General features: G+C 71.9%; 20 protein-coding genes. 8 read left to right on the forward strand and 12 right to left on the reverse strand.

Annotated elements, in window-relative coordinates; all coding sequences use genetic code 11:
- The 5 genes from ACZYRU_RS25980 to ACZYRU_RS26000 all read right to left on the reverse strand — a co-directional run bounded on the left by ACZYRU_RS25980 (position 1) and on the right by ACZYRU_RS26000 (position 4,938).
- Positions 1–1,152 (reverse strand): thiolase family protein, encoded by a 1,152-nt coding sequence (locus ACZYRU_RS25980; RefSeq protein ID WP_488960003.1) that lies wholly within the window; start codon positions 1,150–1,152, stop codon positions 1–3.
- Complete coding sequence (locus tag ACZYRU_RS25985) at positions 1,149–1,565, reverse strand: Zn-ribbon domain-containing OB-fold protein (RefSeq protein WP_488960004.1); 417 nt, start codon at positions 1,563–1,565, stop codon at positions 1,149–1,151. Before ACZYRU_RS25985 ends, ACZYRU_RS25980 begins: the two co-directional genes overlap by 4 nt.
- A gap of 75 nt (positions 1,566–1,640) precedes the next feature.
- Complete coding sequence (locus ACZYRU_RS25990) at positions 1,641–2,429, reverse strand: enoyl-CoA hydratase/isomerase family protein (RefSeq protein WP_488960005.1); 789 nt, start codon at positions 2,427–2,429, stop codon at positions 1,641–1,643.
- Between the two features lie 101 nt (positions 2,430–2,530).
- The gene (locus tag ACZYRU_RS25995) at positions 2,531–3,325 is read right to left on the reverse strand and encodes an SDR family NAD(P)-dependent oxidoreductase (RefSeq protein WP_488960006.1); all 795 of its coding nucleotides are present in this window, start codon (positions 3,323–3,325) and stop codon (positions 2,531–2,533) included.
- Complete coding sequence (locus ACZYRU_RS26000; protein ID WP_488960007.1) at positions 3,322–4,938, reverse strand: MFS transporter; 1,617 nt, start codon at positions 4,936–4,938, stop codon at positions 3,322–3,324. Before ACZYRU_RS26000 ends, ACZYRU_RS25995 begins: the two co-directional genes overlap by 4 nt.
- Positions 4,939–5,014: 76 nt before the next feature.
- Here ACZYRU_RS26000 and ACZYRU_RS26005 point away from each other — a divergent pair, with 76 nt between their 5' ends.
- Complete coding sequence (locus tag ACZYRU_RS26005; protein ID WP_488960008.1) at positions 5,015–6,343, forward strand: FAD-dependent oxidoreductase; 1,329 nt, start codon at positions 5,015–5,017, stop codon at positions 6,341–6,343.
- A 69-nt stretch (positions 6,344–6,412) separates the two neighbouring features.
- Here the strand turns inward: ACZYRU_RS26005 and ACZYRU_RS26010 are convergent, their stop codons facing one another.
- Positions 6,413–7,489 carry an acyl-CoA dehydrogenase family protein gene (locus tag ACZYRU_RS26010; protein WP_488960009.1) on the reverse strand — a complete coding sequence of 359 codons (1,077 nt, stop codon included), beginning with the start codon at positions 7,487–7,489 and terminating at the stop codon, positions 6,413–6,415.
- Positions 7,490–7,635: 146 nt separating this feature from the next.
- Between ACZYRU_RS26010 and ACZYRU_RS26015 the strand changes: the two genes are divergently transcribed.
- The gene (locus tag ACZYRU_RS26015; RefSeq protein ID WP_488960010.1) at positions 7,636–7,998 is read left to right on the forward strand and encodes a nuclear transport factor 2 family protein; all 363 of its coding nucleotides are present in this window, start codon (positions 7,636–7,638) and stop codon (positions 7,996–7,998) included.
- Between the two features lie 12 nt (positions 7,999–8,010).
- The gene (locus tag ACZYRU_RS26020; protein ID WP_488960011.1) at positions 8,011–8,382 is read left to right on the forward strand and encodes a hypothetical protein; all 372 of its coding nucleotides are present in this window, start codon (positions 8,011–8,013) and stop codon (positions 8,380–8,382) included.
- A 45-nt stretch (positions 8,383–8,427) separates the two neighbouring features.
- On the opposite strand, the gene ACZYRU_RS26025 is transcribed toward ACZYRU_RS26020, so the two are convergent.
- From ACZYRU_RS26025 to ACZYRU_RS26045, 5 genes are read right to left on the reverse strand one after another with little or no spacing between them, the layout of a single operon-like run.
- Entirely contained in the window at positions 8,428–10,056 is a 1,629-nt protein-coding gene (locus tag ACZYRU_RS26025; protein WP_488960012.1) for a thiamine pyrophosphate-binding protein, read from the reverse strand.
- The gene (locus ACZYRU_RS26030) at positions 10,053–11,732 is read right to left on the reverse strand and encodes an amidohydrolase (protein ID WP_488960013.1); all 1,680 of its coding nucleotides are present in this window, start codon (positions 11,730–11,732) and stop codon (positions 10,053–10,055) included. Before ACZYRU_RS26030 ends, ACZYRU_RS26025 begins: the two co-directional genes overlap by 4 nt.
- A 4-nt stretch (positions 11,733–11,736) precedes the next feature.
- Positions 11,737–12,498 carry an amino acid ABC transporter ATP-binding protein gene (locus ACZYRU_RS26035; protein ID WP_488960014.1) on the reverse strand — a complete coding sequence of 254 codons (762 nt, stop codon included), beginning with the start codon at positions 12,496–12,498 and terminating at the stop codon, positions 11,737–11,739.
- Positions 12,498–13,397: an amino acid ABC transporter permease gene (locus ACZYRU_RS26040; RefSeq protein WP_488960015.1), complete on the reverse strand. Its 900-nt coding sequence runs from the start codon at positions 13,395–13,397 to the stop codon at positions 12,498–12,500. Before ACZYRU_RS26040 ends, ACZYRU_RS26035 begins: the two co-directional genes overlap by 1 nt.
- Positions 13,394–14,323 (reverse strand): ABC transporter substrate-binding protein, encoded by a 930-nt coding sequence (locus ACZYRU_RS26045; RefSeq protein WP_488960016.1) that lies wholly within the window; start codon positions 14,321–14,323, stop codon positions 13,394–13,396. The genes ACZYRU_RS26040 and ACZYRU_RS26045 overlap by 4 nt, the downstream gene beginning before the upstream one ends.
- Positions 14,324–14,438: 115 nt before the next feature.
- On the opposite strand from ACZYRU_RS26045, the gene ACZYRU_RS26050 reads away from it, so the two are divergent.
- Positions 14,439–15,080: a TetR/AcrR family transcriptional regulator gene (locus tag ACZYRU_RS26050; protein ID WP_488960017.1), complete on the forward strand. Its 642-nt coding sequence runs from the start codon at positions 14,439–14,441 to the stop codon at positions 15,078–15,080.
- Positions 15,077–16,300: an aminotransferase-like domain-containing protein gene (locus tag ACZYRU_RS26055; RefSeq protein WP_488960018.1), complete on the forward strand. Its 1,224-nt coding sequence runs from the start codon at positions 15,077–15,079 to the stop codon at positions 16,298–16,300. Before ACZYRU_RS26050 ends, ACZYRU_RS26055 begins: the two co-directional genes overlap by 4 nt.
- A 30-nt stretch (positions 16,301–16,330) precedes the next feature.
- Here the strand turns inward: ACZYRU_RS26055 and ACZYRU_RS26060 are convergent, their stop codons facing one another.
- The gene (locus ACZYRU_RS26060) at positions 16,331–16,921 is read right to left on the reverse strand and encodes a flavin reductase family protein (protein ID WP_488960019.1); all 591 of its coding nucleotides are present in this window, start codon (positions 16,919–16,921) and stop codon (positions 16,331–16,333) included.
- A gap of 138 nt (positions 16,922–17,059) precedes the next feature.
- On the opposite strand from ACZYRU_RS26060, the gene ACZYRU_RS26065 reads away from it, so the two are divergent.
- The 3 genes from ACZYRU_RS26065 to ACZYRU_RS26075 all read left to right on the forward strand — a co-directional run bounded on the left by ACZYRU_RS26065 (position 17,060) and on the right by ACZYRU_RS26075 (position 19,890).
- Positions 17,060–18,127: a ParB-like protein gene (locus tag ACZYRU_RS26065; protein WP_488960020.1), complete on the forward strand. Its 1,068-nt coding sequence runs from the start codon at positions 17,060–17,062 to the stop codon at positions 18,125–18,127.
- A gap of 68 nt (positions 18,128–18,195) precedes the next feature.
- Positions 18,196–18,786, forward strand: a complete 591-nt coding sequence (locus ACZYRU_RS26070) for a TetR/AcrR family transcriptional regulator (RefSeq protein ID WP_488960021.1) — start codon at positions 18,196–18,198, stop codon at positions 18,784–18,786.
- Between the two features lie 54 nt (positions 18,787–18,840).
- Positions 18,841–19,890, forward strand: a complete 1,050-nt coding sequence (locus ACZYRU_RS26075) for a zinc-binding dehydrogenase (RefSeq protein WP_488960022.1) — start codon at positions 18,841–18,843, stop codon at positions 19,888–19,890.
- The last annotated feature ends 47 nt before the right edge of the window (positions 19,891–19,937 follow it).

Below are 19,937 nucleotides of genomic sequence, written 5' to 3' on the forward strand. Positions count from 1 at the left end.
TCAGGCCCCCAGCACCGTGCAGGCGCTGATGCCGGGCGCGCCGTACACGTGGGTGAAGCCGAGGCGCGGTGCTCCGGGTACCTGTCGGTCCCCGGCCTCGCCGCGCAGCTGGGTCACGATCTCGTGGACCTGACGCAGGCCCGAGGCCCCGATCGGCTCGCCGTTCGCGATGCAGCCGCCGTCGGTGTTGACGGGCAGTCGACCGCCGATCTCGGTCTCACCGGCGCTGATCCACTTCTCCTGCTCGCCGTGTTCGCAGAACCCGCACTCGGCCAGGTGCATCAGCTCCGCTCCGGCCTCGGTGTCCTGGAGCTGGGCGACGTCGATGTCCTCCGGACCGACGCCGGCCATCTCGAACGCCGCCCGGGCTGCGGTGGTGCTGACGCTGGTCGGCACGCCCGCTCCCTGGATGGAGGGGCTGAAGACCTCGAAGGTGCCGAAGGCGCGGGTGCGTGGCGCGACGGCCAGGACCTTGACAGCACGGGCGCGCAGCCGCGTCGCCGCGGCAGCGCTGGCCACGACGATCGCCGCGCCGCCTTCGCCGGGCGAGCAGAACATGTACTGCGTGAGCGGGTCGTTGACCATGGCGGACGACGCCACCTGCTCCTCTGTCAACGCCTCGCGACGCCAGGCGTTCGGGTTGAGCACGCCGTTGCGGTAGGCCTTGGCGGCGATCTGCGCCAGCAGGCTCTCCGGGAGGTCGTGCTCGCGCAGGTAGCGTGCGATCTTGATCGCGAAGAACTGGGTGGTCACCATCAGGCCCGCGTCGCCGTAGCCGACCGGAAGCCCCCAGTCCTCCGGTCGCGGGTCGAAGGCGCCCCGGGGATGCTTGTCGAAGCCCACCGCGACTGCGATCTCGGCCGCACCCGAGCGGATCGCGTTGACGGCGGCGACCAGCGCGCTGCCGCCGGTCGCGCAGCCGTTCTTGACGTTCGTGAACGGGATGCCGGTCAGGCCGAGCTCGGCGACCAGGGTGTCGGCCAGGCCGGCCCCGTCGCTGCCGCCGAACGCGACCTGCACGTCGGGCCAGGCGATGCCGGCATCGGCGAGGGCGGCGTGGATGGCCTGGACCGCCATCTGCCGCCCGGTGACACCGGGCTGGCGACCGAACCTCGACAGTCCGGCGCCGATGATCGAGACCTCGCCGCTCATCGCCGACCTCCCTCGCCATCGTGGCCGGCCGCGGCCAGCCACTGCGGGGTCGCGAACCGCGGGACCGGGGTCGTGGCGACGAGAGTGACCGTCGCGCCGGTCAGCTCGGCCGGGTCGTCGATCGTGGCGGCCTCGAGCACGGCTTCAACGCGGACCCCGTCGGGGAGCTCGACGTACCCCACGGCGAAGGGCCTGAAGCCCTCCGCCGCGGGTACGTACGGAGGAGACTTGGGCGCGAAGCGCTGGACCGTGTGGGCCCACACCGTGCCAGTGCCGGCCAGTGCGAGGGCGTCCACGTCGGTGCCCCCGCAGCGCTGGCAGCCGGTCGCCTCGGGAAAGGCGACGTTGCCGCAGTCGCGGCAGCGACTGCCCGTCAGGTGGGGTGCTTCGGACATGGCCGGCACGGCGGTCATCTCGCAGTCTCCTCGAGTGGTTCCAGCACGGACTCCCCCGACCTCACTGGTCCAGGGCGGACGGGGTCGGACGGGTCAGCGACCGACCCACTTGGGCTCGCGCTTCTGCAGGAACGCCTGGACGCCCTCCTTGCCGTCCTCGGACTGCAGTGCGTTGCCGACGGCCAGGTGCTCCATGATCATGAGCGACTTCACGTCGGCGTCGAGGCCCTGGTTGATGGCCATCTTCGTCAGCTTCATCATGAAGGGGGACTTGTCGGTGAGGGTGCCGATGAAGTCCTCGACGCACTGGTCGAGCTGGTCGGCCGGCGCTGAGTCGTTGATCAGGTCGAAGTCCTTGGCCTCCTGGCCGGACAGGAGCTTGCCGGTGAGCATGAGCTCCTTGGTCTTGCGCAGGCCGATCATCCGCGGCAGACGGTAGATCGGTCCGGCGCCGCCGAAGAGCGCGCGCCGGATGTGGAAGTCACCGATCTTGGCGTCGTCCGAGGCGATCGCGAAGTCGCACGAGATCATCAGCTCGAAGCCGCCTGCGGTGACGTAGCCCTCGAGGACCGCGACCGAGGGGGTGTTCATCGAGTACAGCCGGTCGCAGACCTGCGCGCTGAGCACCGCGACGTCCATCGCCGTGGTGGTGCCGATGAAGTCGGAGAGCAGCTCGTCGAGGTCGAAGCCGGAGCAGAACTGGTTCTGCACGCCGCGCAGGACGAGGACCTTCATGTCAGGGTCCTCGTCGACCTCCTTGATGATCTCGTCGAGGCGGTGCAGCAGCTCCACCGTGACGGCGTTCTTCTTGTGCGGGCGGTTGAGCCACACCCGGGCGACGTCGCCGTCCTTCTCGAGAAGAACGTGGTCGGTGTCCACCATGTCGTTAGTCCTTTCAGAACCGAACTGGATTCAGTTTAGTTTGAACTGAGTTCAGTAGACCTGTCAAGCGACGATCCCGGAAATCTCGGCGTCCGCCGGGCTCAGACCGTGAACCGCCCGCCGTTGCTGAGCAGCACGGCGCCCACGACGTTCGACGCACCGGGCGAGGCGAGGTAGCAGATGTTGTCGGCCAGCTCCTCCGCACTGGCGTACCCGATAGCGCCAGTCGCCTCCATGGCCGCGCGGACCGACGCCGGCGTACGCCCCGCCATCGGGGTGTCCACGGGACCGGGAGCGACGGTGTTGACCCGGATGCCGTACGCGATGGCCTCCTTGGCGACGGACTGGCACAGGGCATGCACGGCGGCCTTGGACGCGGCGTAGTGGGGATAGCCGACCAGCGTGTCGAACGCCGCCGACGAGCCGACCGTGACGATGGCCCCGTTCCCCTGGGGCCGCATGGCACGCACGGCCGCGCGCAGCACGTGGAAGGTGCCGTCGAGGTTGATGGCCATCACCCGCCGCCACTGCTCGTCCGCGAGGCGCCCGATGACGTCGACCGGCCGGCCACCCTCACCGGCTTCACGGATCCAGGCCTTGGCGACCGGGTCGTCGACACCGGCCGTGTGCACGACGACGTCGAGCGGACCCTGGTCCGCGATGCCGGCGACCAGCGCGTCGACGGCGTCCGCATCGGCGACGTCGACGCCGTACGCCGTACCGCCGACGGCCCCCGCCACCGCGGCGGCGTTGTCCGCGACGACATCGGCGACGTGCACGCTCGCCCCCTCCGCCGCCAACCGGTGCGCCACTGCGGCCCCGATCCCCGAGCCGCCACCACTCACCAGCGCGGTTCGTCCGGCGAACCGGGCGCCGGACACTGCGTTGTCGTTCATCCCTTACCTCCTGATCGATCCGGTCCCGCCGCCTTCAACAGCGGGCCGGCAGTCTGCGTGCTGACCGCGCGCACGGCATCGCGCAGTCGTCGCTCGGGAACGGTCAGCCGGGTGGTCTCCTGCTCGACGAGGAGGGCGCGATCCCGGACGAGATAGCTCTCGACGTAACGCCCCCCGGCTCCCTGGTCGGGCGCGAGGCTCCACGTCCGGGCGCCCAGCCGCAGCCGGGACAGGCGCAGGTCGGCCATGGCCCGCCGGAAGGCGGGCTCCTTGCCCCGGGGGACGAGGTACTCGTACCGCACCACCAGCTCGCCGTCCCCGGCCCTCTGGGCCAGGGCGGGGATCGCGGCATCGGGGACCGCGAGCACCGGCTCGATGCCGACGCTCGAGCGCAGTCCGCCCAGGGCGAGCCAGCCCGCGTACGCGACGAGCAGGACGGCAGCGAGCCCGAGCGCTCGGTCGATGCCGATGGCGTCCGCGGCCGCACCCCACGCCAGCGCCCCGACCGCCTGGGCACCCTGGAAGAGCATGAGCACCAGCGCGATCACCCGCGGCCGCACCCAGTCGGGCAGCGCCTGGTGGGCCAGCATCATCCACGTGCTCTGCACGGCGACCCAGCCGACGCCGGCCAGCAGGAGGAACGGCGCCAGCAGCCACAGCTGGCGCACCAGGCCGAGGGCCAGCAGGTTGGCGGCGTAGCCGGAGGCGAGGAGGGCGACGAAGTGGTGGGCAGGCAGCCGGGCCCGGACCCGGCCGAGGGCGAACGCCGCGGTCACCGCGCCGACCCCGAGCAGGCCCATGGCGATGCCGAAGCCCGCGGCCCCCAGGCCCATCAGGTCGTGCACGGCCAGCGAGACCAGCGCCCACAGGGCGCTGGCCGGGAGTCCGAACAGCACCATGCGCAGCAGCAGGCCACGGGTCCACGGCGAGTGCCGCACGAACCAGAGCGCACCCCGGACGGCCGCTCCGATGGACTCGGTCCGCGGCGCGCGGACCGCACCCGCGGGACCGGCGACCGCCAGCAACAGCACGCCCGACGCGAACAGCGCGGCGACCGCCCCGAAGAGGACGAACGGTCCACTGACACCGAGGACGATGCCGGCCGTGAGCGGCCCGACGGCGCGGGCGATGTTGAACACGGCCCCGTCGACCATGGCGGCCGACGGCACCGCCGCCCGGGGGACGACCTCCGGCAGCAGCGACTGCCACGCAACGCCGACCACGACCAGCGCCGTGCCGACCACCAGGACCGTGACCAGGAGTGGTGCCGCACGATCCGCACCAGTGAGGACCAACACCGACGCGGCGACGGAGGCGAGGCCGGACACCGCGACCGCGCACCCGATCATCCGCTGCCGTGGCGCGTGGCTGACGACGACGCCCACGGGCAACGCGAGCGCGATGAACGGCAGCGACATCGCCGCAGGGGCGAGGGCGACCACGACGGCGGCCTCGCCGCGCTCGGTGAGCAGCCACTGCACACCGACCACGTGGACCCAGACCGCGATCGCGTTGACGAGCTGCACGCCGATCAGCAGGCGGAAGATCCGCACCCGCAGCGCCGCACCCGGCCCGGTCGACACGGCTGCCCGGCGTACGGACTCGGCGTCCATGCTCCACCACCCTCTTGAACTGAAGTGAGTTTAGTTTAGGCTAGCGAGCATCACCAACGGAAGGGACGACAGCGAGATGGTCGAGACGGATCTGCTGGTCATCGGCGCCGGGATGGCGGGCCTCACGGCAGCCGCGCGCGCCGCAAGGGACGGCCAGCGCGTGGTGGTCGTCGAGGTCGGCGACGACGTCGGCGGATCGGCGCGCTTCGCGGGGTACGCATGGACCGCGCCCAGCCGCGAGGTCATGGACGAGGTCAACCCGCGCGGCGACGTACGGTTGGGGCACGCCTTGGTCGATCGCTTCCCCGACGGCGTCGAGTGGATCCGGTCGATCGGCGTCGAGACGCGCGACGCGGTGCCGGTCCTCGGCTTCGGCAGCGGCCACCAGTTCGACACCAACCAGTACGTCGACCTCTGCCGCCGGATCGTCGTCGAGGCCGGCGGGCAGGTCCGGCTGCACACCGAGACCAGCCGCCTTCTCACCGACGGGGGTCGGGTCGTGGGCGCCGAGGTGGCCGGACCGGACGGACCCGAGGAGATCCGGGCTCGCTGGACCCTGCTTGCGACCGGCGGCTTCCAGGGCGACCCGGCACTGCTGGCCGACAAGGTCCACCCGCGGGCCGGCGACATGCAGCTGCGCTCCAACCCGCGCAGTGCCGGTGCGGGCTACCGGCTGGCCACCGCCGCCGGCGCCGCGACCGGAGCCGAGGACGCCGGCTTCTACGGCCACCTGATCCCGAGCGGGATCCCTTTCGCCGACCCGGCGGACTTCGTCGACCTCTCGCTCTACTACAGCGAGCACGCCCTGCTGTTCAACCTCGACAACCGGCGGTTCGCCGACGAGACCCTGGGCGACCACCTGACGACGGTCGCGCTGCTGGAGCAGCCGGAGTCGCGCGGCCTGCTGATCTGCGATGCCCGGGTCCACCGGGAGTGGATCGTCACGTCGTACGTCGAGGGCGCGGTCGCCGTCGACAAGTTCGCCCTCGCCAGCCGGCGCGGCGGTCGTGTCGGCCTGGCCGAGACGCTCGACGAGCTGGACTACCTCCCGGAGGAATGGGGCTACGACGGCGCGGCGATCCGTGCCGCGATCGACGAGTTCAACCGGGCGGCCGCGGCCGGCGAACCCATGGCTCCCGAGCGCAGGAAGGACCCGGCGCCGATCGACGAGGGGCCGTGGTACGTGGTCGAGTGCGTGCCTGCGGTGACCTTCCCCTTCCACGGGATCCGGATCGACGACCGCGCCCGGGTGCTCGACACCGCGGGTACACCGATCCCCGGCCTGCTGTGCGCCGGCTCCGACACCGGCGGCCTCTACCACCGCGCGTACGCCGGCGGACTCGCCTCGGCCCTGGTGTTCGGGCTGACGGCCGCCGCGACCGCGTCCGCCACGGTCACCACCTGAGGACCGCTCCCCCGACACGAACGAAGGGGCGCCCGGCCGAGCCGGGCGCCCCTTCGCCGCGTGCGCCGATCAGATGCCGACGAGGTCCGCGACCCGGGCCCGATGCTCCCGCGACGAGCCGAACAGGCCCTCGTCGCCCAGCACCCGTCGGACGTAGTAGTGCGCGCGGTGCTCCCAGGTGAAGCCGATGCCGCCGTGCAGCTGCACCGCTTCGTGGGCCGCGCGCATCGCGGCGTCGGCACAGACCGCGGCGGCGATGGTCGCAGGAAGTGCGGCCGCGGCCGGACCCGCGTCGAACGCGAGCGCGGCACAGCGCGACGCAGACCAGGACCGCTCCCGGTCGACGAGGACATCGGCGAGACGGTGCTTGACCACCTGGAACGAGCCGATCGCGCGACCGAACTGCTCACGCTGCTCGACGTACTCCACCGTGCTCCCGAGCAGCTCCGCGACGATCCCGCTGTGCTCGGCGGCGACCGCGAGGTCACTCAGGATCCGGAGCCGCTCGGCGATCCGCGGGTAGCGCTCCGGGCCCACGACGCAGCGCGCCGGGACGGAGCCGGCCGACAGGTCGGCCTGTCGGCGGGTCGGGTCCATGGTCGTGCGCGCGGCGACCTCCAGGTCCTCGGCCCGCAGCGCGAACAGCGCCGACCCCTCGGACGTCGCAGCGTCCACGAGGACCAGGTCCGCCGCGGAGCCGTGGAGCACGCGCTCACGGCGACCGCGGACCAGCCACTCGCCCCCCGTGCGTTCGGCCGTGAGGAGCGAGCCACCGAGCGACACGGTGACGACGACAGCTCCGGCAAGAGCAGGCTCCAGGAGGTCGGCGATCCCCGCCGGCTGATCCGCCGCCGCCAGCGCCTGGCACCCGAGCACCGCCGAGCTGAGCACCGGCTCGGGCAGCAGAGCGGCTCCGCACTCCTCGAGGACGACGGCGAGGTCGGCGATCCCGAAGCCGTGACCGCCCACCGCCTCGGGGACCGCCACCCGGCCGATCTCGACCTCGGCGTTGAGTCGATGCCAGAGCTCCTCGGAGTATCCCGGCGCCGGGTCGGCCGACGCGCGGACCTGCTCGTGGTCGGCGTGCTTCTGCAGCAGTCCGCGGACGACGTCGCGCAGCTGCTCGCGCTCGGCGACGGGCGCCATGAGCGCGGGATCGAGTTCTGGCCAGGGGTGCACCACAGCGCCCTCCACGAAATTGGATTGAGTTCAGTTCAGTTCAGACTAGGCGGACAGAGAGTCAGGGGGCAAGCACACTGGACACCAGATACGAATTGAACTAGGTTCAGGTCATGCCCAGCACGACGCTCGCCCGCTACTACGCCGCCGTCGACGGCGGTGACCTCGACGCCGCGATGACGTTCCTCGCGCCCGACGTGCGCTCCGCGATCCTGCTGCCCGGCAAGGCCGTCCGCGGCACGCGCCGCGAGGACCTGCGCAGCTACCTCTCGGGGCGCGGCGACGTCGTCCGCCGTCACGTCACGCTTCGGGAGAGCGTCGCGGGCGACCTCGAGTTCGTCTACGGCAAGGTCGTCGAGAACGAGCGGACCACGACCGGTTACTTCCTGGCCTCGGTGCGCATCGACGACGACGGCCTGATCGCCGCGTACCAGGTCTCCTTCGACACCGAACACGCTCTGCTGCCCGACGCCTGAGGAGGCGACCCGATGAGTGCCACCCCCCTGCTGCGCGACTGGTTCGAGATCATGGATTCGACGACTCCCGAGCGGGTCCTCGACATGATCACCGACGACTTCCGGCTCTCGATCCTCTTCTCGACCGGCGACCATGCCGCCGAGTTCGACGGCGACCGCGCCGGCCTCGAGGTCTACCTCGCCCAGCGCGAGGTGAGCGTGCTGACCCACCACATCCTGCAGGGCGCCGGCATCGACGGCACCGAGCTCGTGCTCGGTGAGACCCGCCGCGACGGCGCGTTCGAGGCCTCCTTCAACGCGAGCGCGCAGGTCACCGAGGACGGTTCGCGGGTCCGGCGCCTGCTGATCTGCCGCAGCCCCGAGGTGCGGTTCACCGACCGCTGAGGCGGCGCGGGCCCTCTCGCCGCACGTCGCCGGCCGACGAGTCGCTCAGCCCCGGTCGGCGAAGATCGCCAGCGGGACGTGCACGACGTGCACCCCTCCACCGGCGATCGCCTCCCGCATCGAGGCGGCGAGGTCCGCGGCTGACTCCACGCGCGTGCCGTGGCCGCCGAAAGCCCGGCCCAGCGCCGCCCAGTCGGGCTGGTGGAGGTCGACGCCGATCGGCGCGATGCCACGGTCGGCCTCGTTCTGCTTGATCTCGGCGTAGCCGCCGTTGTCGACGCAGACGACGACCAGGTCGAGGCACTGCTCGACGGCGGTGGCGAGCTCCTGGATGGCGAACATCAGCGCGCCGTCGCCGGCCACGCAGACGACGGCACGCTCGGGGGCCGCGATCTTCGCGCCGATGGCGGCGGGCAGGCCGTAGCCGAGGGTCGCGTACGCCGGCATGTAGAGGAACGAGTGCGGCCGGTCCTGGGCGATCGAGGAGGTCCCGAAGTAGGTGACCTGCGACGAGTCCCCGGCGACGATCGCGCCGAGGGGCATCCCGGCGACCAGCTCACGGGTCAGTGCGACGAGGTCGGGCGCGGTCCCGGCGGACTGGGCACGGATCTCGTCGCGCAGCACGGCGGCGCCCGCGGCGCCGCGGCCACGGCCGCGAACGCCGGTCCGCTCCAGTGCCTCGACGAGCTGCGGTACGACGGCCGCGCTGTCGCCGACAAGGCGGATGTCGGCCGCGAGGTTGACGTCCATCTGGGTCTCGAGGACGTCGACGCGGACGACGGTGCCGGTCGGCTCGACCACACCGCCCCACAGCTCGGCCTCGCCGACCTTCGACCCGAGCACGAGGAGGACATCGGCTCCGCCGCACGCCTTCTGCGCCGCCGGGGTACGGATGTCGGCGCCCAGCGACAGCGGGTGCGACTCGGGCACCGACGCCTTGCCGTTGAGCGTGGTCACGACGGGCGCGTCGAGGAGCTCGACCAGGCGACGTACGTCGTCGCCGGCGGGCAGCGAGCCGCCACCCGCCAGGACCACGACGTCGGACGCTCCGGCCAGCGCCGTCACAGCGGCACCGATCGCGGACCCGTCCGCCCGCTGCGGGACCGGAGCCGGGCGTGCGGCGAGCAGGTCGGCAGCGACCTCCACCTCCGCCTCGAGGACGTCGAGGGGGATCTCGATGTGCACCGGACGGGAACGCGAGCCGCGGAACAGGGCGAAGGCGTCGTGCACGGCCTCGACCGCCTCCTCGGCGGAGGAGACCCGGCGGCTCCACTGCATGACCGCGGCCGCCGCACCGCTGGTGTCCTTGGTCTCGTGGAGTGTGCCGCGGTCGGCACCCTCCTGGCCGCGAGCCGGCCCGGGCGAGATGACGATCATCGGCCGGGACTCGCAGTAGGAGGTGGCCGCGGCGGAGAGCGCGTTGAGCAGGCCGGGGCCGGAGGTCGTGATGACGACGCCGGGCAGGCCGGTCTGCTGCGCCCAGCCGTCCGCGGCGTACCCGGCACCCTGCTCGTGGCGCGTGGTCACCGGGTGGATGCCGAGCCCGGGCAGGTGCCGGTAGAGCTCGAGGTTGTGCGTGCCCGGGATGCCGAAGATCGTGTCGATGCCGTAGCTGCGCAGCACGGTCATGACGGCGAGGCCGGTGTTGTGGGCGGCACTGCTCGCGGTGGTCACTGCGGGGACTCCTTGGTGTGTCGGACGACGCCGCCCACCCAGGTCTGCAGGACCTCGATGGCGGCGATCTCGCTGGGGTTCGTGGCGAGCGGGTCGGCGGAGAGGACCGCGAAGTCGGCCCGCTTGCCGGGCGCGATGGAGCCGAGGTCGCCCTCACGTCCGATCGCGTGAGCCGCGTTGATGGTGTGGGCGCGCAGCGCGTCGAGCGGGGCGATGGCCAGGGTGTCCGGCCCGAGCTGGACGCCGCGCCGGGTGACCCGGGTCACGGCAGCCTGGATCGCCTCCATCGGCAGCGGATCGGCGACCGGCGCATCCGAGCTGATGGTGACCGGTACGCCGGCCGCGGCGAGCTCCCCGAGCGGGTTGAACCGCTCACCGGGCGTGCCGACCGCGGCGGTGACGCCCTCGCCCCAGTTGTAGTGGTGCTGGGGCTGGTTGACCGGCCAGATCCCCGCGGCCGCCATCCGCCCGATCTGCTCGGGGGTCGGCAGGCCGCAGTGCTCGATCCGGTGTCGCGCGTCGGTGTCCGGTCGCTCGGCCTGGGCGTCCTCGATCGCGCCGACGACCATCTCGATGGCGGTGGGCGACTGGGCGTGGGTGGCGGTCTGCAGGCCGGCCAGGTGGGCCCGTCGGACCAGGTCCCGGTACTCCTCCGGCTGGTGGTAGAGCTGCCCGGTGCGGCACGGGTCGCCGACGTAGCCGTCGGGGAAGTACGCCGTCCAGCCGCCGAGCGTGCCGTCGGCGTACAGCTTGATGCCGGCGAAGCTCAGCACGTCGTTGCCGAACGCGGCGTGCAGTCCCATCTCGAGAGCGTCGTCGAGCAGGTGCGAGAGCAGGTACATGCTGACCCGCGTGTGCAGGCCGTCCTCGGCCGCGAGACGCAGGTACATGTCGAGCTCGCGCCGGGAGACCTGGGCATCGCCGATCGTGGTGACGCCGCCGGCGAGGAAGCGCTCCTGGGCGGCGGCGAGCTGGCGCAGGTGCTCCTCAGGCTCGTCGGCGAGGTGGAAGTTCGGTCCGTGGTGGCCGATCTTCACGCCGTGCACCCCGGTGAGGACGTTGCAGGCCGCGTCGGAGAGCTCGCCGGTCAGCTCGCCGTCTGCGTCGCGGAAGAAGACGCCGCCCTGGGGGTCGGGGGTGTCGCGGTCGACGCCGTGCAGCGCGAGGGTGAAGGAGTTGACGACCCCGCCGTGACCCGACGCGTTCATCAGGTAGACCTCGCGGTCGGTGGCGACCTGGTCGAGCTCGTGCCGGGTGGGGTGGCGGCCCTCGGCGAGGTTGCGGTGCTCGTAGCCGAAGCCGCGCACGGGGCGGCCCCCCGGCGTACCGGCCGCGGCCTCGCGCAGCAGGGCGACGATCTCCGGGATCGACCCGGCCCGCGCGGGACCGCAGTCGACCCAGGTCATCATCTGGCCGAGCATCAGCGGGTGGGCGTGGGCGTCGATGAAGCCGGGCACGAGCGTCGCGCCGGCGAGGTCGACGACCTCGGGCCCGGCGCCGAGGACGGATGCAGCGGCACGGCACTCCTCGAGCGTGCCGACGGCGACGACGTCGGCCCCGAAGGCCAGCACCGCCTCCGGCGCCGGCCCGGGCTCGAGGGTGTGGATCGTGCCGCCAGTGAGCAGGACCGCGCTCGCGGAGGCGGCCGGGCGGTGGAAGGTCGAGAGCTTGCGCATCAGGTCAGATCACCTTGGACAGGAAGGACTGGGTGCGGGCGTGCTGCGGCCGGAGCAGGACGTCGTCGGGCGCGCCCTGCTCGACGATGACGCCGCCGTCCATGAACACGACGACGTCGGCGACCTCGCGGGCGAAGCCCATCTCGTGGGTCACCACGATCATCGTCATGCCGTCGGCGGCGAGCTGCTTCATCACGTCGAGCACCTCGCCGACCAGCTCGGGGTCGAGCGCCGAGGTCGGCTCGTCGAAGAGCATCACGTCGGGCTTCATCGACAGCGCCCGCGCGATCGCGACCCGCTGCTGCTGCCCGCCGGACAGCTGCGAGGGGTAGTTGCCGGCACGGTCGGCCAGGCCGACCCGCTCGAGGAGGGCGCGTGCCTGCCGCTCGGCTTCGGCCTTCGGCGTCTTCAGCAGCCGCACCGGCCCGAACATGACGTTCTCGAGCGCCGTCATGTGCCCGAACAGGTTGAACCCCTGGAAGACCATGCCGATCTTCGCGCGGCGCCGGTCGATCTCGGCCTCGGGCGCCTCGACGAGGCGGTCCCCGCGGACGTCGTACCCGACCATCGAGCCGTCGACCAGGATCGCGCCCGAGGTGGTGACCTCGAGGTGGTTGACGCAGCGCAGCAGGGTCGACTTGCCCGAGCCCGAGGGCCCGATCACGCAGACGACCTGCGACGGCTCGACGACGAAGTCGACGCCCTTGAGGACCTCGACATGGCCGAAGCTCTTGTGGACGTTCAGGAACTCGACGGTGGCGGCCATCAGCGGGCCTCCCTCAGGGTCAGGGGTACGGCGTCGCGCGAGAACCGTCGCTCCAGGCGGCTCTGGCCGAGCCCGACGAGCGTGGTCAGCACGAGGTACCAGATGCTGGCGACGATGAGCAGCGGGATCTGCTCGAGGTTCTTGGCGTAGATCTGCTGGGCGTTGTAGAGGACGTCGCCCACTCCGATCACGACGACCAGCGAGGTCGTCTTCAGCATGGCGTTCACGTTGTTGCCGATCGGCGGGATGATCACCTTCATCGCCTGGGGAACGACGACGTGGCGCAGCGTCTGCAGGCCGCTGAAGCCCATCGCGCGGCTGGCCTCGGCCTGCCCCTTCGGCACGCTGAGCAGCCCGGCGCGCACGACCTCGGCCGTGTAGGCCGCCTCGTTGAGGCCGAGGCCGAGGATGGCGGCGGTCATCAGCGAGATCACCTGGTTGGTGTCCCAGGAGGCGAGCATCGGGCCACCGAACGGGACGCCGATGCCGACCTCGGGGAAGATCGCCGCGGCGAAGCCCCAGAACAGCAGCTGGACCAGGAGCGGGGTGCCGCGGAAGAACCAGATGTAGCCGCCGGCCACCCCGGCGATGACCCGACTGTCGCTCATCCGCATCACGGCGAGGACGAGGCCGCCGACGATGCCGATCACCTCGGCGATCACAGTCAGCTGGATGGTGACGAGCAGTCCCGCCAGGATCCGCGTGTCGAACAGGTAGCGTCCGACGACCGGCCAGTCGAAGCCGTCGTTGGTGACCAGTGTGCCGGCCGCCCAGACGACCGCGAGGACCAGCAGGACGACGACCACCAGCTGCCCCGGACGCCGGCGCCGGAGCACCGGCTTGCCGGACATCGCGACGAGGTCGATCCGCTCGTGCTCCGTGGAGGCGACGGCGCTCATCCCTGGTTCACCCCCGACCCGTCGATCGCGGCGGCGCCGAGGCCCCACGCGTCGAGGAGCTCGGCGTACGTGCCGTCCTCGATCAGCGAGGTGACGGCCGCCTCGATGGCCGCGGCCAGGCCGGTGTCTTTCTTGGTGATCGCGCCGAGCAGGGCGGGCTCGACGAAGATGTCGTCGACCTGGCTGAAGGCGTCCGGCTGGAGCTGCGCGTAGTAGGCGGTGAGGGCGCTGTCCGCGAGCAGGGCGTCGGCGCGGCCGGTCGAGACCGCCTGGTTGACGTTGTCCTGCTGCGGGAGGATCAGCTCGGTGATCTTCGCCAGGCCGGCGTCGGCGCAGTCCTTCTGGAAGGCCGGCAGCGTGGTCAGTGCCTGGGTGTTGCCGGTCTGGGCGGCGACGGTCCTGCCGCACAGGTCGGTGATCGCGGCGACCTTGTCGGGGTTGCCGTGCGGGACCAGGACCGAGGTGCCGCTGTTGATGTAGCTGACCATGTCGACGCGCTGCTGGCGCTCGGCGGTCACGGAGAACGACGCCCACGAGGCGTCGTACCGGCCGGCCTCGATGCCGGCGATGATGCCGTTGAAGTCGCCCTTCTCGAACTTCGCCTCGACGCCCATCTTGTGCGCGACCGCCACGGCGATGTCGGGGTCGAGGCCCACGATGGCGCCCTTGTCGTCGGTGAACTCCATCGGCGCGTAGGTGGGGTCGGTGACCACGGTGAGCACGCCGGCGTCGGCGACGGTCGCGGGCACCAGCGCCTGCACGTCGGGATCGGTCTTCACCGCCTCCGCCCTGTCCCGGCCACCCGTGCCGATGCCGGCCTTCTCGGCAGCGTCCGCGGTGGACTCGGTGTTGCTGCACCCGGCGCTCGTGGCACCGAGCGTCAGCAGGGTGAGGGCGGCGAGCGTCGTACGAATGCGAGGCGACATGGTGGACCTTCCATCGGGCACCCGAACCGGGTTGCCAACTTCAATATGCTCAACTTATTGTTTGTGTGACCGGTGACACTGTCAAGGGGCAGGTCCGAAATCGGGAGGAGACGCGATGCCGACCACCACGCCGCGCAGGACCAATGCGGTGACCGACGAGGCGATCGCCGAGCGCAGGGCCGAGATCCTGCGCCACACGGCGGACGTGATCGTGGCGACCGGCGTCGCGGGGTGCACCTTCGCGGCCGTGTCCGAGGCGAGCGGCCACAGCATCGGCCAGCTCCAGCACCACTTCCGCACCCGTGACCGGCTGGTCGCCGGCTGCATCGAGCACCGGATGACCGAGTCGCAGGACGAGTGGCGCGCCATCGCCGAGCGCGACGCGGCGCCGCTCGTGCGGCTGCGGGCGCTGCTCGACTACGCCGTGGCCGGCGAGAAGGACTTCGCCGACGCCTGGGGATTCTGGATCGAGGTGACCGCGGCGGCCCGTCTCGACCCCGACGTACGGGCGAAGGTCAACGAGCGCCTCGCCCTGTGGCACGAGCTGTTCACCGACGTCCTCACCGACGCGATGGCCGACTGCGAGAGCCACTACTCCCCCGCCGACCTGGCCGGCCTCCTCGTCGGGCTCGCCGACGGCCTCGCCGTCCAGTCCGTCAACGGGACCTACGACATGGACCCGCAGCGCATGCACGCGCTGCTCATCGACTTCGCCGCGACCGCGCTCGGCGTCGACCTGGACGGAGGCATCCGATGACCACCGCACCCGCATCCCTCCTGCCCTCGCTCCTCGCGGGTCGCGCCAGCGGGTTCCGCCCCTCCCCCGTGCGGGACTTCTGGGAGGTGTCGATGGAGCCCGACGTCATCTCGCTGGCCGGCGGCAACCCCGACCTGTCCGTGCTCCCCCTCGACGCCCTCGCGGACGTCGCCGCGCGGGCGGTGGCCCGCGACGGGCTCGACGTCCTGCAGTACGGCAGCGGCACGGGGACCGCCGGTGCCCGCGAGGCGGTCGCGCGCACCATGGCCGCCGAGGGCATCCAGGTCGACCCGGCGCACGTCCAGGTCACCGCGGGCTCGCAGATGGCGCTCGACCTGGTGGTCAAGCTGCTGTGCGACCCGGGCGACGTCATCCTGGCCGAGGGACCGACGTACGTCGGCGCGCTCGGGCTGTTCGCCGGCATGCAGGTCGACGTCGTCCACGTCCCCATGGACGCCGACGGCATCGTGCCCGGCGGGCTCGAGGAGACCTTGGCGCGGGTTCGTGCGGAGGGTCGCCGGGTCAAGGCCCTCTACACGATCCCGAACTTCAACAACCCCAGCGGCGTCACCCTCGCGGCCGAGCGCCGGCCGGAGGTCGTGCGCATCTGCCGGGCCGCCGGGATCGCCGTCATCGAGGACAACCCCTACGGGCTGCTGTCCTTCGACGGCTCGAGCATGCCGAGCCTGCGCGCGCTCGATCCTGACAACGTCATCTACCTCGGCTCGTTCTCCAAGGTGGTCGCCCCTGGCCTGCGCGTCGGCTGGGCCGTCGCCCCCGAAGCCGTACGACGCCCGCTGCAACTGGCGTCCGAGGCGACCACGATCTGCCCCTCGGTGCTCAGTCAGGCCCTGGTGGAGCAGTACGTCCTCCACCACGACTGGCCCGGCGTGCTCGACCGCGCCCGCAAGCTCTACGCGACCCGGGCGGCCGCCGTACTCGATGCGTTGGCGGAGAGTGCGCCCGCGGGCGTCACGTGGTCGGTCCCCCGCGGCGGCTTCTTCACCTGGGTCACCCTGCCCGAGGGCATCGACGTCCACCGGGTCCTCGACGCTGCCATCGACCGGCGCGTGGTCTTCGTGCCGGGCTCGGCGTTCCACGCCGACGGCGGCGGGACCCGGCAGCTGCGACTGGCGTACTCGCTCGAGCAGGAGGACGTGCTCGCCGACGGCGTACGACGGATCATGGGTGCGATCGAGGACATCGCCGCGACGAGCTGATCCACCACTGCCAGTGGCGGGAGCAGGTCCTCAGGCGGGCCGGGTCACGCGCACGACCTCGGGCGGCAGACCCCACTCGCTGCCGCCCAGCCGGGAGAGCGGCGCCAGCTGGTCGAAGACCGGGCGGCCGTCGGCCAGCACGTCGGGGTCGAGCGTCACGGCGACGACCAGGCCGAGGACGAGGGTCGAGTCGCCGACGACCAGGGTGTCGTGGAGCCGGCACTCCAGCGAGGCGGGGGACGCCGCGACGCGGGGCGGCCGGACCTCGGCGCTCGGCGCCATCGCGATGCCCAGCTCGCGCGCCTCGTCGACACCGGGCGCGAAGGAGGCGCTGGAGGCGTTGACGTCGTCGATCAGCGGTCGGCTCGCCAGGTTGATGGTGAACTCGCGCGTCTCGAGGATGTTGTGCAGCGTGTCCTTCGCCCCGACCGAGGTGAACAGCACGATCGGCGGGTCGGCGCTCGCGACGGTGAAGAAGGAGTGCGGGGCCAGGTTGCCGACGCCCGCGGCCGAGAGGCTGGACACCCAGGCGATCGGACGGGGTACGACGAGGGCGGTCAGCAGTCGGTAGCCGTTGACGCCCGGGGTGCCTGGGCGCAGGACGAGGTGGTCGTGGGCCATGGGCCGATCATCCTGCATCCGCCGTCATCCATCGTTCTCCCGTCGTTTCCCCCGCGGTGACGGCGACGCCGCCTGGTGCACCGAGGGTGCCGGTAGTTCTCGGGTGTTCTGCCACCACGACCTTGGGGGACCCCACCGATGGCTCACCTTCGCCACGCACGCCGCGTCGCCGGACTGCTCGCCGGACTCGCCGCCCTCGGAGCGCTGACCGCGCCGAGCGCCGTCAGCGCGCCCAACGCTCCCGGGCAGCGCCCGGAGCTGTGCGGCCACGACAACCGCAGCACGCCGTACGCCGGGTACCTGTGCGCCCGGAGCGGAGACCTGCTCGACGTACGGATCGGGGACGTGCACGCGACGCAGCCGTCCCTCGGCTTCGACGAGGTGTACTACAAGCTCGGCCGCTACACGTTGGGCAAGGATGCGATCAACAAGAAGTTCGCCGACTGGTGCGAGGCCGACGGCCGCTCGGACGTCGCGACCGCGCAACCCGACGCGCGCCTCGACGACCCGTCGTCGTTCACCTGCGTGCTGCCGCGGGGCAGGGAGACCGCAGCCAGCATCGCGGCGATGAAGACCGTCGTGATCGGCCCCGGCGGCGAGCCCTTCCTCACCGACGGCCACCACACGCTGACATCGTTCATCGAGACGCCCGACGGCGGACCGAACCTGCACGTGCGGCTGCGGGTGCTGGCGAACTACAGCTCGCTGACCCGCCAGGCGTTCTGGGGCGAGATGACGTCCCACAAGTGGGTGTACCTGCTCGACCCGGCCGGCAACCCGGTCAAGGTCAACCAGCTCCCGGCCGGTGTCGGGCTGGAGAACTTCCAGGACGACCGGTACCGCAGCCTGCTCTACTTCGGCCGCGACATCGGCTACACCCAGAACGGGCTGCCGTTCCAGGAGTTCTACTGGGGCGGCTGGATCCGCGACAACGCGCCCGGTGGCCTCACGACGTGGGACAGCAGCACGCTCGCGGGCTACCTCGCGGCGGTGCGGACCTCGACCGAGGCGATGACCGCGCTCCCGAAGGGCGACGTCGTCTCCAGCGGGTTCACCGCCGCCCAGCTCGGCGCCCTCGACGCCTGGAACGCCGGCAAGGCCGCCACCAAGGGCGAGTTCGACAAGCTCAGCAAGCCGTACGCCGACGCCAAGCCCGGCAAGATCGCCTACGCACTGGCGTACCGGACGGCCCACGGCCTGGGCTGAGGACCGATCCCGGCCGTCGTCCGGCGGTCACGGCGTCCCGCGGGCGGCGTACGGGCACAATGACCACCGTGTCCACGACCTCCACCTCCCCCGGCCGGCCCCGCGATCCCCGGGTCGAGGGGGCCGTGCGGACGGCGGTGCTGGAGCTCCTGGCCGACGGCGGCTACGAGGCCGTCAGCTTCAAGGAGGTCGCGCTGCGCGCCGGCGTCGGGCAGCCGACGGTCTACCGGCGCTGGGGCACCAAGGCCGAGCTGGTGGAGTTCGCCATCTTCGCCGTCTCCGACTGGGCGCCGCCGGCACCCACCGGCGACCTCGAGGCCGACCTCGCCCGGCTCGCCGACGTGGTGCTCGAGGAGCTGTTGACCCCGCCCGTGCATGCTGCCCTGCCGGGCCTGATCCTCGCCCACTACGACGCCCCGGACGAGCACACCCGGTTGCGGGCGTGGGCGGAGGAGCCCGTCCTGGCGGCGTTCTCGGCGATCGTCGAGGGCGCCGGCCTGGACGGCGAGGTGCCGGGTGATGACCTACGCGCGGCCTTCCAGCACTTCCTCGCGGCGCTCACCTTCACCGCGATGACCCGGGACCGGCCCACGGCCCGCCAGATGGCGAGGAGTGCGGCGCGGATCACGGATCGGGCCCTCAAGGGTCTTGTTTCGTAGAGGTAATAACGTTTAGCGTTCGCGGCACCCCGAACACCTACTGGAGGTGCCCGCATGACCGTCCTCACCGCCGATTCCTGGGTCGCGACCGACCTGGGCGACCCGACCAAGGTGCTGCAGCGCCAGAGTGTCGAGGTCCGCGAGCCCGGCCCCGGCGAGGTCCGGGTCAAGGTCGCCGCCTTCTGCGTGAACTTCAACGACACCGACGTGGTCCGCGGCCGCTACGCGATCCTGTCGCTCACGCCGCCGTTCACGCCGGGCATGGAGTCGGTCGGCGTCGTGGAGAGTGCCGGGCTCGGCGCCGAGCACCTCGTCGGCCAGCGGGTGATGGGCATCCCCGTGCTGGCGCACGGCGGCTTCGCGCAGTACGCGATCCTCGACGCCGCCACCACCCAGGTGCTGCCGGCGTGGCTCTCGGACGCCGAGGCCGCCGCAGTGCACTACCCCTACCACCTGGGCTGGTTCGCGCTCGTGGACCGCGCCCGGATCCAGCCGGGCGAGACCCTGCTGGTCCACGCCGCCGCGGGCGGCAACGGCTCGGCCGCCGTCCAGCTCGGGAAGGCGCTCGGCGCCACCGTGATCGCGACGGCCGGCGGGCCGGAGAAGGTCGAGTTCGCCCGCAGCCTGGGCGCGGACGTCGTGATCGACTACCTCGACGGCGGGTTCGCCGACAAGGTCAACGAGGCCACCTTCGGCCACGGCGTCGACGTCGCCTACGACACCGTCGGCGGCACCGTCACGACCGAGACCTTCCGCTGCATGGGCATCCACGGCCGCCACCTGCTCGTCGGCTACAGCCAGGACATCGCCAACGACGGCGCCCCCGTCACCACGGCGCCCGCGGTCTACGGCAACTTCTCGCTGTACGGCGTCTGCCTGGTCTACGTGAACGACCCGCTCGGCCTGCGCCAGACCCTCGGCTTCAACTGGCCCGCGCGCTCGGAGGGCCAGCACGCCCATGCGAAGCTGCTGACGATGTTGCGCTCCGGCGCGATCCGCACGGTCGTCACCGAGGAGATCTCCTTCGACGACCTGCCCGCCGCCATGGAGCGCCAGGAGAACCGGCAGACCATGGGCCGCGTCGTCGTCCACGTCCCTCAGTGAGACCGGGTCGAGCCGGCCAGGAAATGCACGGAGCCCGTGCCGAGGAA

This window comes from Nocardioides sp. F233 (assembly GCF_057813895.1).

What these genes read in the sequence shown, in the direction of transcription:
- ACZYRU_RS25980 (WP_488960003.1), bottom strand. Translation starts at nt 1,152, where the DNA reads ATGAGCGGCGAGGTCTCGATCATCGGCGCCGGACTGTCGAGGTTCGGT.
- ACZYRU_RS25985 (WP_488960004.1), bottom strand. Translation starts at nt 1,565, where the DNA reads ATGACCGCCGTGCCGGCCATGTCCGAAGCACCCCACCTGACGGGCAGT.
- ACZYRU_RS25990 (WP_488960005.1), bottom strand. Translation starts at nt 2,429, where the DNA reads ATGGTGGACACCGACCACGTTCTTCTCGAGAAGGACGGCGACGTCGCC.
- ACZYRU_RS25995 (WP_488960006.1), bottom strand. Translation starts at nt 3,325, where the DNA reads ATGAACGACAACGCAGTGTCCGGCGCCCGGTTCGCCGGACGAACCGCG.
- ACZYRU_RS26000 (WP_488960007.1), bottom strand. Translation starts at nt 4,938, where the DNA reads ATGGACGCCGAGTCCGTACGCCGGGCAGCCGTGTCGACCGGGCCGGGT.
- ACZYRU_RS26005 (WP_488960008.1), top strand. Translation starts at nt 5,015, where the DNA reads ATGGTCGAGACGGATCTGCTGGTCATCGGCGCCGGGATGGCGGGCCTC.
- ACZYRU_RS26010 (WP_488960009.1), bottom strand. Translation starts at nt 7,489, where the DNA reads ATGGCGCCCGTCGCCGAGCGCGAGCAGCTGCGCGACGTCGTCCGCGGA.
- ACZYRU_RS26015 (WP_488960010.1), top strand. Translation starts at nt 7,636, where the DNA reads ATGCCCAGCACGACGCTCGCCCGCTACTACGCCGCCGTCGACGGCGGT.
- ACZYRU_RS26020 (WP_488960011.1), top strand. Translation starts at nt 8,011, where the DNA reads ATGAGTGCCACCCCCCTGCTGCGCGACTGGTTCGAGATCATGGATTCG.
- ACZYRU_RS26030 (WP_488960013.1), bottom strand. Translation starts at nt 11,732, where the DNA reads ATGCGCAAGCTCTCGACCTTCCACCGCCCGGCCGCCTCCGCGAGCGCG.
- ACZYRU_RS26035 (WP_488960014.1), bottom strand. Translation starts at nt 12,498, where the DNA reads ATGGCCGCCACCGTCGAGTTCCTGAACGTCCACAAGAGCTTCGGCCAT.
- ACZYRU_RS26040 (WP_488960015.1), bottom strand. Translation starts at nt 13,397, where the DNA reads ATGAGCGCCGTCGCCTCCACGGAGCACGAGCGGATCGACCTCGTCGCG.
- ACZYRU_RS26045 (WP_488960016.1), bottom strand. Translation starts at nt 14,323, where the DNA reads ATGTCGCCTCGCATTCGTACGACGCTCGCCGCCCTCACCCTGCTGACG.
- ACZYRU_RS26050 (WP_488960017.1), top strand. Translation starts at nt 14,439, where the DNA reads ATGCCGACCACCACGCCGCGCAGGACCAATGCGGTGACCGACGAGGCG.
- ACZYRU_RS26055 (WP_488960018.1), top strand. Translation starts at nt 15,077, where the DNA reads ATGACCACCGCACCCGCATCCCTCCTGCCCTCGCTCCTCGCGGGTCGC.
- ACZYRU_RS26060 (WP_488960019.1), bottom strand. Translation starts at nt 16,921, where the DNA reads ATGGCCCACGACCACCTCGTCCTGCGCCCAGGCACCCCGGGCGTCAAC.
- ACZYRU_RS26065 (WP_488960020.1), top strand. Translation starts at nt 17,060, where the DNA reads ATGGCTCACCTTCGCCACGCACGCCGCGTCGCCGGACTGCTCGCCGGA.
- ACZYRU_RS26075 (WP_488960022.1), top strand. Translation starts at nt 18,841, where the DNA reads ATGACCGTCCTCACCGCCGATTCCTGGGTCGCGACCGACCTGGGCGAC.